General features: G+C 65.5%; 14 protein-coding genes and 1 tRNA gene. 3 read left to right on the top strand and 12 right to left on the bottom strand.

What is annotated here, in order from left to right:
* The first annotated feature begins 16 nt into the window (after positions 1 to 16).
* Positions 17 to 109: transfer RNA gene (locus GEV05_27420), tRNA-Ser, on the top strand.
* Between the two features lie 807 nt (positions 110 to 916).
* On the opposite strand, the gene GEV05_27415 is transcribed toward GEV05_27420, so the two are convergent.
* The 12 genes from GEV05_27415 to GEV05_27360 all read right to left on the bottom strand — a co-directional run bounded on the left by GEV05_27415 (position 917) and on the right by GEV05_27360 (position 11,236).
* Complete coding sequence (locus GEV05_27415; protein ID MPZ47028.1) at positions 917 to 1,234, bottom strand: hypothetical protein; 318 nt, start codon at positions 1,232 to 1,234, stop codon at positions 917 to 919.
* 141 nt (positions 1,235 to 1,375) lie between these two features.
* Positions 1,376 to 1,621 carry a hypothetical protein gene (locus tag GEV05_27410; protein ID MPZ47027.1) on the bottom strand — a complete coding sequence of 82 codons (246 nt, stop codon included), beginning with the start codon at positions 1,619 to 1,621 and terminating at the stop codon, positions 1,376 to 1,378.
* 34 nt (positions 1,622 to 1,655) lie between these two features.
* Entirely contained in the window at positions 1,656 to 1,943 is a 288-nt protein-coding gene (locus GEV05_27405; GenBank protein ID MPZ47026.1) for a hypothetical protein, read from the bottom strand.
* Positions 1,940 to 2,827: a hypothetical protein gene (locus tag GEV05_27400; protein ID MPZ47025.1), complete on the bottom strand. Its 888-nt coding sequence runs from the start codon at positions 2,825 to 2,827 to the stop codon at positions 1,940 to 1,942. The genes GEV05_27405 and GEV05_27400 overlap by 4 nt, the downstream gene beginning before the upstream one ends.
* A gap of 22 nt (positions 2,828 to 2,849) precedes the next feature.
* Positions 2,850 to 3,917 (bottom strand): phage major capsid protein, encoded by a 1,068-nt coding sequence (locus GEV05_27395; protein MPZ47024.1) that lies wholly within the window; start codon positions 3,915 to 3,917, stop codon positions 2,850 to 2,852.
* Between the two features lie 24 nt (positions 3,918 to 3,941).
* A complete protein-coding gene (locus GEV05_27390) occupies positions 3,942 to 4,331 on the bottom strand; it encodes a hypothetical protein (protein MPZ47023.1) in 390 nt (129 codons plus the stop codon).
* Positions 4,332 to 4,882: 551 nt separating this feature from the next.
* Complete coding sequence (locus tag GEV05_27385; GenBank protein ID MPZ47022.1) at positions 4,883 to 6,967, bottom strand: AAA family ATPase; 2,085 nt, start codon at positions 6,965 to 6,967, stop codon at positions 4,883 to 4,885.
* 184 nt (positions 6,968 to 7,151) lie between these two features.
* Positions 7,152 to 7,403 (bottom strand): AlpA family phage regulatory protein, encoded by a 252-nt coding sequence (locus tag GEV05_27380; protein ID MPZ47021.1) that lies wholly within the window; start codon positions 7,401 to 7,403, stop codon positions 7,152 to 7,154.
* A gap of 80 nt (positions 7,404 to 7,483) precedes the next feature.
* Positions 7,484 to 8,275, bottom strand: a complete 792-nt coding sequence (locus GEV05_27375) for a hypothetical protein (protein MPZ47020.1) — start codon at positions 8,273 to 8,275, stop codon at positions 7,484 to 7,486.
* On the bottom strand, positions 8,272 to 8,748 hold the full coding sequence (locus tag GEV05_27370) for a hypothetical protein (protein ID MPZ47019.1): 477 nt from the start codon (positions 8,746 to 8,748) through the stop codon (positions 8,272 to 8,274). Before GEV05_27370 ends, GEV05_27375 begins: the two co-directional genes overlap by 4 nt.
* 105 nt (positions 8,749 to 8,853) lie before the next feature.
* Entirely contained in the window at positions 8,854 to 10,104 is a 1,251-nt protein-coding gene (locus tag GEV05_27365; protein ID MPZ47018.1) for a tyrosine-type recombinase/integrase, read from the bottom strand.
* Between the two features lie 472 nt (positions 10,105 to 10,576).
* Complete coding sequence (locus GEV05_27360) at positions 10,577 to 11,236, bottom strand: lectin (GenBank protein ID MPZ47017.1); 660 nt, start codon at positions 11,234 to 11,236, stop codon at positions 10,577 to 10,579.
* A 265-nt stretch (positions 11,237 to 11,501) separates the two neighbouring features.
* On the opposite strand from GEV05_27360, the gene GEV05_27355 reads away from it, so the two are divergent.
* Both GEV05_27355 and GEV05_27350 read left to right on the top strand, forming a co-directional pair.
* Positions 11,502 to 12,650 carry a tripartite tricarboxylate transporter substrate binding protein gene (locus tag GEV05_27355; GenBank protein MPZ47016.1) on the top strand — a complete coding sequence of 383 codons (1,149 nt, stop codon included), beginning with the start codon at positions 11,502 to 11,504 and terminating at the stop codon, positions 12,648 to 12,650.
* 179 nt (positions 12,651 to 12,829) lie between these two features.
* Positions 12,830 to 13,408, top strand: a 579-nt coding sequence (locus tag GEV05_27350; protein ID MPZ47015.1) for a tripartite tricarboxylate transporter substrate binding protein, incomplete at its 3' end; no start/stop codon positions are given.

Raw genomic sequence — 13,408 nt, 5'->3', positions numbered from 1 at the left:
TATACTCACTCGCTCCGGAGAGGTGGCCGAGTGGTCGAAGGCGCTCCCCTGCTAAGGGAGTATACGGGCAAAACCTGTATCGAGGGTTCGAATCCCTCCCTCTCCGCCAAGTCATCAGTTTTATTGAATAAAATCAATCTATTGCGTTAACGACGCCCAGGCATCCCCGGTATAAACCCTAGTCGAAAACGCTCTAGAACGCGCTACAACCGCACGCCGTCTCTCAGACGTAGGTCGGTAGCCGGCCGGGTGCCGGCGACGCAGCCAGCGCTGCTACGCGAAGCCGCCGAGGCATCCGCGAGCGCTCCGAACCTGATGCCGCTACGCCTCAGCGCTCGATCGAGCCGCAGCAACGGCTGCAAGCCGAATCGAGAAGCCCGCAGGCGTGCGCGAAGCTCACGAGACCCGCAGCGCTCGCAAAGCGGGCCGGCGCGCAAGCGGTGGCGCGGTATGCGGGGGGGTGAGGTATCGAGACGGTGGCTGCGGTTGGCTCTGCGCTTTCGGGCTGTGGTCATATTGCAGCTTATCCAATACGCCCCGTATCGAGACGGTGGCTGCGGTTGGCTCTGCGCTTTGGTTCTTTCGCGGAACCGATGCTTGTGCTGGTTCGAGTATCGAGACGGTGGCTGCGGTTGGCTCTGCGCTTTGAATTACGCCTAGTTCTGTGCTTAATTCCGCTCCACATCGCGAGACGGCCGGCGCTGCCGGGACTACTCGGCGATTGATGGTGCTCGCAAGGCACCATCAAAGCGAACGTATCGAGACGGACGGCGCTGCCCGGGACTACTCGGGCGGGTCATTGCGGTTCCCGCGCGGAACCGCAATCGGGTATCGAGACGGGCCGGCGCTGCCCGGGCGCCTATCTCACTCCTAGTGTCGCTGTCGACACCAAGCCGGCCAGGACATCGAGCGGGTGCTACGCCGGCAGCATCCGCGCCCTGGCATCCATCGCTGCGCGCAACCTGAGCCCATCGCGCTCGCCCAGCAGTGCAGGCGCATGGTGCGCCAGGAGCAGCGGCCAGGTGGCGGTCAGGGTGAACTGAGAGACGGCGGCAGCCGTGCGCCTGTCTGCGTCGCAGGCAAACGTGTCGAGCTCCATCAGCAGCCGGTCCAGCAGTTCGGTCATTGCGACCGCCAGGCGGGCGCGTGAATCATCGTCAAGGGACGCAGCCTCGATCGTGCCGGTCAGGTCGGCCAGGATCTCGCGGCGGGCAGCATCCAGCACGGTGCGCATGCCGCGAAGGATAAATCATCCTGACGTGCCTCGTGCCCGCGTGCACGATGCTGCTCGCGGCGTCGGGCATGTCCACCATATCCACCAGCTCGGCGAGCGTGCGCAGCTCGCGCCGCACGCGGTCGATAAGCTCGTCACGCGTCATGCGGGTAGGGTGGTAGCGGCCTGGTCCTGGGACGCGCCGGAAGTCCCCGAGTCAGCGACTTCCACGGCGTACGGCCGGTATTTGTGCAGCGGGCAATCCGTGATCTGGCAAGCTCGAACCTCGGCAACGTCGTAGCTCACGCACTGCAAGCACATGGCCCGGATCGCCATGCGCGGACTGGCGGTGCCGGCCAGCGCTCGCGTGTGAATGCCGGCGTACTTCGGCGGTGCCCGATCCCTCATCGCTCGACCTCCTGCGCGTCGCGCATCGCCGCCATCAGTGCACACTGCGCGTCAGTCGCGCCAGCAGCGCGTCGGCATCCTCATCGCGGCCGACCCTGGGGACAATTGACTCGGGATGCAGCGTCTCGATCAGCTCGCGCAGCAGGTCGAGCGTTCGCGCCCACATGGGCCGTGCGGCGTCCTCCGGGTCGACCGGCTGCAGCACGACCAGGTAATCGCCGCGAACGTCGGCGGCGCCGAGACCGGCCTCGCGCAAATGCGCGCGTGTGGTAATCACCGCGGTGCCGCCGGTAGGCGCGTCGATCTCCTGCCATGGGTTCATTCCATTTCTCCCCGCTTCACTGTGAGCCTCCAATACGTCGACGTAGACTTGCCACCAGGGCGCGCGCCGGTGCTGCGCGTCAAGGCGAGCCACATGGCGCCGTCATGGCTGACATACTCGCCCTGGTCGTAGTTCTCGTCGTTGCGCCAGGACCCGCAGTAAAGCATTCGGCCCTCTCGCATCTGCATCGTCGGCTTGGCGCCGCCAGCGGCCTCGATCTTCTCGAGGCGATCGTGCAAAAGGTTGATCGCATCGACTATTTGTTGTTCGCTCTCTTTGAGCCCGTCTAGCATCGCGAACAACATTTTGACCGTTGCCGGCTTCTTGCTTGTTCGGGGGTCGTCCTTATGGCCCGTCTTGGCCTTGGCGGCCGGCCGGGATTCGGGCGTCGCTTCCGATTCCGGTGCCGGCTCCGGATCCGGGTTCGCGAAGGCCTCGCGCGCCCGCTCCAGGTCGAGCTCGATTTGCTGCAGGGCGGCGCTCACCACTTCCGGCCCGAGCGCCCGGGCATACTCCGAGTCGAGCAGCAGCAGCTGCTTTTTCGCCTCTAAGCTGACGATTGCCAGCGCGATTGTGGGCGTCTCGAATTGACGCGCTCGCCCCAGCACCTTGTGCAGGTCGAACGGGGCTTCGCCGCGGGCCTGGGGCGCGTTGCCGCGGCGGCGGGCGACGGGTGCCAGCGCCGCCGGGGCGATGCCGGCCTGGCGCAGCCAGTGCGCTCGATCGCCCTCGTCGACTGCCACGGCCCACAGCTGCGGATGCGTTTCCCGCCAGCCGCGCACGGCGCTCTCCGGCGGACTGTAGCCGGCCGCCATGCGCTGCGCGAGCTCGAGCGGCGTCCGCGGCTCCGGATCGGGCGCGCGCCGGGCCTGGTGCCGCGCCATGCGTTCGACATCGGTCCTCATGCTATGAGCCCTCGTAGGTGGCGCCGGTGATCGTGACAACGGCGTTCTGCCGGCCGACAACCCAGTTGACGCGCCGCGAGACCCGAATCCCAACCGAGTCGGCCTGGAACAGGCTGACCAGGCTCGTGGTCGTCATCCCGGTCGGCACGGTCGTGTCCCCCGTCGGCTCGTCGTCCATCTCCACCGAGCCCGAGGTGCTGCGCATGACTTCGATGCCTGCGTCGGCCACGGCGATGGAACTGGCATCGACCAGCGCGATGACGCCACCGCTGGAATCGAACGTGCACACCGACGACGTGATCACCGGCATGTCCAGCAGCACGCCGCCGCGCGGGCCCAGGCGGGCCGCGTAGCCGATGCCGAAGGACAGCGCGATGCGCGCAGCCAGTACCGGATGCATGACCCAGGCGGCGGCCGCGAGGTCGCCCTCGAAGATCTCGATGGCGGCCGCGATGTCGTTGCCGATGACGCCGCTGCTGACGAAGCTCGGCGCGGCGTACGTGACGCTGCGCGGAATCTTGTCGGCGACGCCCGCGTTGGTCGCGTCGATGAAGGCGGTATCCGACGCCTCGATCGCCGCCCGGCGCATGTCATCCAGAACCATCTGCTCGACGGCGGGCGAAGAATACTCGAGCGTATCCGCGCTGTAGATGATGAGCGCGGGCGCTCGCAGCGGCCTGATGGCCTGCCGAGTGAACGCCGTGCGTGAAACCGGCGCCGCCTTGCCGGATTCGGTCCACAGCGCCGTCGCGCCGCCGGTCTGCGTCACGATCGGGACGTGGGGCGCCACCATGCGCGCCTGCAGCTTGCCCAGGATCTCGTCCGGCCGCACCAGCCCGAGAAACGAGGCCGGCCCGATATGCGTGCCGGTGACCGCGGCGTGATCCGCATCGGTCGAGCTGCCGCCGGCAACGGCAGCCATGCGGATCTCCGTGGCAACAACCGAGTTTGCGCCCCAGCGCTCGGCCGCGTACTGCGCCGCGTCCTGCGGTCTGCGGACAGCCAGCGCGATCGCGCGCCTCGCGAAATCAATGCCGGCCGGGCCGCCTCGCATCTGAACTCGATCCATCGTTCGCCCCTCAAAAATCCAGGATCATCCGCGCCTGCTGGCGTCCGCCGCAACGGCTAATGCGGTGACGAACCCGCAGTCACCGCAAACGCGCCAAATGGCGCCATCGCGCTCCACGCGCAGGCGCTCGATGCAGTACCCGCCGATCTCCCGGCCGTCGAGGCGGTGCAAGGCACGGCCGATCGTCCGAGCCGACGTGCTGCGGGCGACACCCCGGATCGCCGCGGCGAGCGGTGCGGCATGCAGCGCCAGCGCCGCGAGATCACCGCTCGTGAACTCCGCCCCGCCGGTTGCGGCATGCACCGCGGCCAGGAACTCGACCGTCGCGGCATCCGGCGCCGTGCGCCGAATCTCGAGCGCCAGGCGCAGCGCCCGCAGCTCGGCGATCAGCTCACGCGCCAGGTCGTCAGTCATCGAGGGTTATCGCCCAGGGGCTTTGGGCCAGAGCCAGGCCGCGCCCCGCCCCCGCCCGCGTTCTTCCGCGCCCCGCCGCTTCGCCCTTTCAAGCCCGCCATTTGCTGAACACCGTTAAAAAGTCGAAGGTTTTTTGCGTATGCGAGGACGATTGGTTTCCGTACGGGCTAAACCCTGATGCGCGACCACCCCCCGCTATCACCGCGTCCTCGCGCGCTGGACCGCTCGCACCGGTGCACGTTGCTCCCGGCGCGCAGCCTCGAGCTCGGCCAGCGCTTCCTCGCAAAGCCGCTGCGCATCCGGATGTCCGGCCAGCACAGCAGCGCAGGCGGCGCTGTAGCGCTTTTTCGCGAAGGTCATGCGGTCGGTCATTGGTCCGCTGCCCCGAAGGCTGCTCGTTCGAACTCGGTTCCGTACATGCCCATCGTCTCCTTGGTTTGGTGCTGCTCTTCAACGTGAGGAGTGCGCGCGCGCTCCCCCTATAACCCCCTGTCGCATGCGACGCATACGACGCAGTGGCGTCTTGCGTCGTTGCGTGTCGCATACAGAAATCAGCATACGACGCATGCGGCGCGTCCCTCTGAAGTGAGCACGAAAACGGCAACTGCGTGACGGTTCTTGCGTCGCATGCCATCCTCGGCAATGTGCTGCATCTGGCGCAATTGCTCGATTTGTCGCCAAAATCGGCGCGTTTTGGGCTTGCCGCCGCCCTTCAAACTTGCCGGGAATTCCGGCCGCTGAGCCAGCACGAGATAGGCGGTACGCGAGCCGGTAGCCGCCGACGGTACGTGCAGCCCGGCGTCGATGCAGCCGCGCATGGCAAGGCGAATACCTTGCAGTTCGTCGCGATCCTGTACCTTGCGATCGAGGTGCGATGGCGCCGGCTCTGGCAGGAACATGTGCGCTTGGTCGTCCCAATGCCACGTCATCGCCTGCTCGTTCGGCCCGAGATTCGATTTCTGCAGTTCCAGTTGCAGCCGTCCGGTACGCTGCGCTCGCCCGCCGTCCTCGTCCTGCTCGGTCTCGGGGTAGAGATACCAGCGCGCGCGGACAGCGTTGTGCCAGCCTGTCGAGCCGCTGTAACCCTCGCTCGTCGCTGCATTGCCGGCGGTCAGCTTGGCCACATGGCCCACTAGCAGCAATGCGCCGGTATCGCTCGGCACTAGTGCGAGCAAAGCGTTGACGTAGCGCTTTACCTCGGTGCGTGCGTTCTCATTGCCTCCGAAGGTGTCGGTCACGCCATCGACCATAAGCACCTTGGCGCCCGAATCTCGCATGCGGGCCTCAAGCTGACCGAATGCCGGGGTGACACATAGCCCGGTACGCGGATCACGGTCCCATAGGATCGAGTCATGCCCGACCAGCTCGACGATGTTCAGATGCCCGGCCAGCACCGCGAGCGATACCCGCAGGTGTCGGCAAATGCGATCGAGCCGCCAATGCAGGACGCTCTCGCGATCCTCGCACGACAGATACAGCACACGCCGCCGCTCGCATGTCATACCTGCGAACGGTAGGCCGAGTGCAATGCACACGGCCAAATGAAGCGCGATCGCCGACTTGCCGACGCCGCCATGCCCGGCTAGCAATGTTGCATACCCGGCCGGCAGCCAATCCTTGACGACGAACTGCGGCTGCTCCGGCTCGCGTGTGGCAAGCGCGGATAGATCGATAGGACTAGGCCATTCGGCCGAGTTAGATGCACCAGGCGCCTCCGTCGTGCCCCCTGGCGGCGGTACATCGGCTGTCCAATCCCCGGCGCCCTCATACGCGGGCTTCGGCTTATCGCGCTGATATTTGCCGATCGCGCTGTCGGCCAGTCGCCGCAGCGACTTGCGCCTGTTCTGCCACCGCGCATCGTGCGGCGCCTTCGATTGATCCATCAGCCCTTCGAGGGTTGCCACGATGTCATCAGCGGCCATGCCGCGCCCAGCGAACCGGGCCCCGAGGCTGCGCAGCGCTTCGTGATAGTTTTCGCCGCTGAGGATGGCATTGCGCATGTCCTCATCGGTCGCGACTTCCGCCGTCTGCGTGGAGCTCGCCCGCGGCGGTCCGATCGCAATCTCGGCCAGGTTCGACAACAGGTTGATGCACGTGCCGTCCTCGGGGTCGCCGAAGGTGGCAAGGCACTGGTATGGATGCCCGTTGACGCGCCCGTAGTAGTACGTCTGCGAGAGGGTGAAGCTCTCGCCCGTCAGAATGCCGCCCAGCGCGCCGTTGAGCCGCCGCATGAGCATGTCGCGATGGTGTACTGGTAGATCGGCCGACAGCGGCGCCAGGACGCGCCAGCGCGGCTTCGCGTCGGTATGCGATGGTGATGTGTAGACGCAGGCTCGGATGCCGTGCCGCTCGAGCATGTCGATGGCCTCCATCGGCGAGACGGCGCCGGCGTCGTAGTCGCCCTCGATGCCGCTGATGCCGAGCATGTTGGCGTCGGTGCGCAGCGCACCTTTCTCGGTCCGATCGTCGCCGAAGGTGCCGAGCTTCAATAGCGGCGCATCGGCCTTGCGCTCGTACGCGTCGGCATTCGTGAGGCGGGCGAACAGGTCCGACCAGGACAAAGCATATTCGTGCTTCGTCTGCGCGCTAACATCGGCGAACCGCGTCACCTTCAGTAGACGCTGCGCCTCGCTCATCGCCGCCGCCGCTTGTGCTCGAAGAGCCTGGCGCGGGCGCCGAGCGCAAACCACTGCACCAGCGGGTCTATGCGGTCGTCATCGACTTGCGGATGCTGCTCGGCGGGGGTATGCTCTCGGCTCCTCCCTGAGCCGTGCCCTTCGACGCCCCCCTTGCCCGGGGGCGTTCGTTTATCCGGCGGGCTCATGCGGCGGCCTTCACATCGCGCCGCGCGCGCAGCTCGCGCCCCATCTCGCTGCGCATTCCCGCTGTAGCATCCCGCTCGGCGATGCGCTCGGCGACCCACTGCTCGATTTCACTCTCGAGCCAGCCGGTCGCCTTATCACCGAGGGGGACTTGCCGCGGGAAAGTGCCGGCCGCGACGCGCCGGTAAATCACCCGGGCCGAAAGCCCGGTATGGCGTTGCACTTCCGGCAATCTGAGAATTCGCACCATTCGCTTGCCTCGTCGTGACATTGCGTGCGACGAGTATTCACGAAAGCGGATGCGAATTGCGCATTCAAACTGCGGCCGTACTACTTTCGCCGCAGTTTGGCTATCTCGACCCGCAGGTCGTTGTCATGGTCGCGCAGGAATGAGGCGGTTACGAGCCTCTTGCGCTTGATGTCGATGTAGACCGGCACCGCGGCGGAATGCAGGATGGCAATGGCCTTTGCTCGCCAGCCGTGCGTGCCCTTAGAAGGAATTTCGAAGCTTGCTTGTTGCAGTTGATGTGCGCAGGCGCGGACGATGACCAGTGCTCGCCGGCTCTTCGGTTCGCCCGATTTCTTGCCGCCGCTAGCGTGGAGCTCGCGCCGCTCGAGCGCCTCGTATTCGCGCCAATACGCGTGCGCCTTGTCTGGATCCTTGAACTGTCGGGTCAGTTGATGCGTGGCGGTTTTGAGGTCGAGGCTTTCGTCGCCGTCGTCGAAGTGCCAACGGATTTTGAGACGAGGCCGCCCCGGCTTTTCGGCCGAGGCGGTCTTGCTGGTCTTACGCTTCTTCACGCGCTCCCCGCGACCTTGCCCATTGACCGCGTATCGAGCACCACACGCGCCGCGTGCAGCGCGGTGTCCACCCGCAGCGGATTTGGAGGCTGCTACCGCCGCTTCGGCCCGCAGTCGCGGCAACGCGATAGCCAGCCAGCAGCGGGCCGCGTATGCCGGATTTTCGAGGCAGCGATTCGTCTCGGCTTCAGCCGTCGCGGGTGTCACCGTGGGTATGCACTTCACCCACGGCTCGATCGCCGCTATGCATTCCTCGATCCGCCCGGCACGGTACTGCGCCTCGACGTGATCGAGCAGGCTGCGGATATCGGCGGGGATCATTTCGCGTCCCACCCCGCCAGTGCTTCGTCGACGATGCGGCGATGATCGAAGCTCGCCCACTGCGCGCCGATCACGTCGCCCATCAACAGGCGCCAGAGCTCGATCGGAACCCGGAAACCCGACGTAAGCGCGCGCGGTCCGATCGGGTGCTTGCCGCCGTCCAACTTCACCGCCAACCGCTCGGGAACGCGGAAGGCAACCTGGTCGCACAGCTCGGCGATGACCGCGTAAGTCTCTTTTGGGATCGGCACCGGCAGGTTGACGGCCCACCGGGTCGGGATCTCAATGAACGTGCCCTGCGAAGTCCAAACGGGGCGGAAATCGGGTGCGTTGTGCGCGATGGTCAAGTCGCTGATACGCGCGTCCGGCGCGCTGCCGCCGGATTGGTGCTTGAATCGCCAGCCATCGGAATGGCGGACGATGGCGCCGTCCAGAACGGACGGTAGCGGGGGTTTAGAATTGGTGCCAACCATGGTGCGATCTCCTAGTCAGATTGCTTCGTGGCCAGCGGCGCAGTCGGCTTCCATCCGGCTGCGTCGCGCCTCTCGCCGGTGAACCGCACCGGCTACGGTATTTCTCTATGCGGTGCGTCGCCCTCCATGCAGTTGCACGACATCACCGGGCAGCTTGTTGCAGTACGCCGCCCAGGCTTCCATCAGCTTGCGCCGACGCTCCAGCAGGTCGCCGCGCTGGTAGGCGGCCTCGACCTTATCCTTGAGCGCATGCGCGAGCGCTGCCTCGGCGAGCTCCCGCGGGAAGTTCGTTTGCTCGGCGCACCAGTCCCGAAACGTCGAGCGGAATCCGTGCGTGGTCAGCTCGGCATGCCCCATCTCGTCGAGCAATTCGAGGCACGCCGCGCCGGTCAGCGGCTGCCCGATCTTCCAGCCTGGGAAAATGTAGTCGGACTGCTTCTTGTCCTGCAGCCGCTTGAGCACGGCGCCGGCTTCCTTGGTCAGCGGCACGCGATGCTCACGGCCGGCCTTCATGCGCTCGGCCGGAACCGTCCAGACGCGCGCCTCGAAGTCGATCTCTCCCCATTGCGCGTTGACCGCTTCCGAAACCCGCGCCGCCGTCAAGATGATGAACTGCAGCGCGCTGGGCGCGACACCCTCACGGGTGCGCAGCTGGGCCATGAAGGCGGGCAGTTCGGCGTAGGGCATCGCCGCGTGATGCTTCACCTTCTGCACCTTCGAGCGCATCGGCAGGAGCTTGTCCAGATGCCCGCGCCAGCGCGCCGGGTTGTCGCCGCTGCGGTAGCCGCGCACTGTCGCCCAGCCGAGCACGTTCTCGATCCGGCCGCGCAACCGGGTTGCCGTCTCGGTCTTGGTGTACCAGATCGGCTCCAGCACCTTCATCACCAAGCCGGTGTCGACGGCGGCCACGGGCAGCGAGCCGAACACGGGCGACGCGTAGGTGTTGAGCGTGGCTGTCCACTGCTCGGCGTGCTTGGGATTGCGCCAGCCCGGCTTGTGCGCGTCGATGTAGGCGCTGGCGCAGGCATCGAACGTCATGCCCTTGGCCGCGCTCACGGCGAGCTTGTTCTCTCTCTCGCGCTTCGTCTGCAGCGGGTCGATGCGCTCGGCCAGCAGTGCGCGGAACTCGAAGGCCTTGTCCCGGGCGCGATCGAGCGTTATGGCGTTGACGGAGCCGAGGCCGATCTCGGTCTGCTTGCCGGCGCGCTCGTACATGAAGGACCACGACTTCGTGACGTGCCCGGCCGGCTGCTTCTCGACCACCAGGTAGAGGTTGCCGCCGTCGGCGTGCCGTCCCGGCTCTTTCGTCTTCGTGACGAACAGCGGGGACAGCCGGTGTATGCCTCGTCTCGCCATCGCTTCCTCACCGCCCGGTGGCGGAGACATCTCCGCCAAACCCAAGTCCCTAGGACTGGCCCTAGTTGGACGTTGGCATTGTGAGGCACGTAACGGCACGCGTCAACGCAAAATGTAGCCTTCTTTCATAGAGGAATGGACACGCGGCGTCACGAAGCGGCGCGAGTGCTTTTAGGACTCCCTCTCCGCCAGCGGTTTGCGCGCGCTTCAAGGCTTCGTCGTCGGACGCCCGGAATGGGCTGGTCGTGCGCAAGCGCGCAACAGGGGCGAAACCGATGTCGCCAAACAGCGACAGCGAGCCATCTCCCTTCGATGCATCCCGCGATTCGATCGATGCGCGCATGCCGTCTCCCCGCTTCTTGGATTTTCGCACCGCAATGCGCCTGCGTGATCCATCCACCATGCAGACTATTCCCGCGACATACGCAAGGCCGATTGCAGGCTCGTTCGCGAACCTGCGGCGGCGCAATCCCTATTTGACGGCGAAGCAATAGAGCAGGCCGTCGCCGCCGCTGGAACGGAGCGCCTCCTGGCTGCAGCCGCGCGATGCGTGCGATGAGTTCCAGGACTTGGAGGCTGCGTCGTCGCGAAGCCCCATGCGATCGTGATGGCCGACGAGCGCTGCACCCTCGCCGCTTTGCGTCCAGTTGCCGCAGGTCATGTTCTTTTCGTCCGTCGGCGCGCGGCCGTCGGGCATGGTGCCGGTGAGGATGTCGTGCCGATTGGGCTTGTCGCCGCGGCCATTGATGACCTCGCCCTTTTCACTCAACACGGTCTCCTTGGTGAGGTTGTTGCTGTCGCCGTGGAGGTCGTCCACGGACTTGGCGATCACGACCCCCTTGGCGTTGCGCCATGGACCGCTGCCGATTCGCTCGCGCGCATTGACCGCTTTGGCGCCGTCCGCCGCCTGGGTGCTGAGGTAGGCTCGCCAGGTTCGCTTGCCGGCGCCGGCGTTGGCAGCCAGCGACTGGCAGTGCTTGTCCGCGCCTGCAAGCCCGTCCAGGTCGGCGCCTTTGCCCAGGCCGACGCTCGTTGCAAAGAAACTCATGTCGGCTGCCTGCGCCGCGACTGCAGCGGTTGCCAGCAGCACTGAAGCCGATATGCATGTCAGGTGCCGAGTCAGCGTGGTCATTGTCGCCTCCGATTGGTGAAATGCGGTTCTCATCGAGCCGGCTTTCCTGCAATGCAAGTCGATACCGAGCCGGCCCGGATGGGAATACAAGACTCGACCCCTAAACCTTCCAGCGATCGAAATCGAGGCCATGATTTTCGCTTCGCTCCGATCCCGCAATCTATGACCGTGTGGTCGAATCGACTAAGATTGCCGAGCTGTTCAGAGCAGACGTGGCGACCATCGCGTGGGCCATGCAGCATGGGCGTGGCGGCAGCATGCTGCAATGAAGGAGCAAGAATGCGTATTTGGGTGCAGGTATTTTCTTCCCGGGATAGAAATCCCAACTTTCATGGCGCGCTGGAAGAGCACCTCCGGTCGGTGGTCGAGCCTGGCGTCGAGATCGAGGTCCATGGAACACGAAAAAGTGGCCTCGGCGAGCAATTCCGCTTCTTTCAGGCGATCGACACGCCGGACATCATTGAAAACATTCTCGCCTGCCGGTCCGCCAAGGGGAGCCAGCGCTACGATGCGTTCGTCTCGCTCAATTCCACCGATCCCGCTCTGGTCGAAGCACGCGAAATACTCGATATCCCGGTTCTCGGCCACGATACAGCCGAAAATGGCCGAGCACCTCGGTCAAGCCGTGGTGGTCGACAATCGACCCGGCGCCGCAGGCATGATCGGCACCCATCTGGCGGCGCGCGCGGCCGCCGACGGTTACACCATCCTGCTTGGCGCAGCGGGTCCCAACGCCATACTTCCGCTGATCAACCCCAAAGCGCCTTACGAGGCGCTCGGGGATTTCGCCGCGGTCTCGCATTTCGCCAATACCGTATACGTCGTGGTCGTCCATCCATCGCTGCCGGCAAACTCGATCAAGGAACTGGTCGCGATGGCCAAGGCCCGACCCGGCAAACTGACCGTTGGTGTGTCCGGTACCGCGACACCGGGTCATATCACCAGCGAGTTCCTGCGGGTCGAATCCGGCATCGATCTCGTCTCCGTGTTCTACAAGGGCGTCGCCCCCGCGATCGTCGAGGTGATCGGCGGGCAGATCAACATGGCGGTCGTGACCATTTCTCCGGTGTTGCCGCATGCGAAAGCCGGCCGGCTCAAAGTGCTCGCCGTCACATCGGCCCGGCGAGCCACGCAACTGCCGGATGTGCCGACCATCGCCGAATCCGGATACCCTGGCTTCGTGGTGGTGAACTGGTACGGGGTACTGGCACCCGCGGGCACGCCGCGCGACGTGATCGGGAAGCTTGCGCAAGCGGTATCGAGAACGGTGACCGCGCCCGAGGTGCGCGGGCGCCTGATCGCGGCCGGCCTGGAGGTGGTGGAGTCGACACCCGCAGAATACGCCGAGTTCAGGAAAAACGACCTGGCGAAGTGGGCCCGAATGATCAAGGAAGGAAATATCCGCATCGAGTGACACGCGCCGGATACCTGCGGATTCGGCGAGACCAGATCGATGGCATACGGGATGATGAAGCGATAAGCTCGTAGCCGTGCAGACGGACGCAGTACCATCCGCAGTTCGTCGTGCATGGCGCCCAGGCCTGGATTCCATGTGGCTCGGCGCTCGACCACGCGACCGTTCGGAGGGACGTCATGCCAACTCGATATGGTGATGGGCTCGCGATCGCATTCGTTGTCGGTAGCTTGTCCGCCGCGTCGCAAGCCTGCGCACAGGGGCAACCGAAATATCCGGACAAGCCCATTCGCCTGGTGGCCTCGACCACGGCGGGCAGTCAGCCCGACATGATCGCGCGCATGATCGGGCAAAAAATGCATGAGCAGTGGGGACAGCCCGTCGTGGTCGATAATCGGCCCGGCGGCGGGGGCACGCTGGCGGCGGCACCCGTGGCGAAGGCATCGCCGGATGGCCACACGCTGCTCTACGCCTTGCCCAATTTCGCGACCAGCGCGGTATTGCAGCGAAGCCTCTCCTACGATCCGCTCAAGGACTTCACCGGCGTCGCCCATATCGGGATCAGCACCAATGTACTGGTTTGCTCGCCCGCGCTGAACGCAAGATCGGTTGCCGACTTGATCGCTGCGGCGAAGGCTCGGCCCGGCAAGCTGATCTTCGCCTCGTCCGCGATCGGCTCGGCCAGCCATCTGACCGGCGCCCGCTTCGGCTTCATCACCGGAATCAAGACGGTACAGGTCGCATTCAAGGGCGGGCCG

The sequence above is a fragment of the Betaproteobacteria bacterium genome (genome assembly GCA_009377585.1).
Lineage (GTDB): Bacteria > Pseudomonadota > Gammaproteobacteria > Burkholderiales > WYBJ01 > WYBJ01.
Note: the sequence above shows the minus strand (reverse complement) of the source record. Positions and strands in the feature narration are given on the sequence as shown.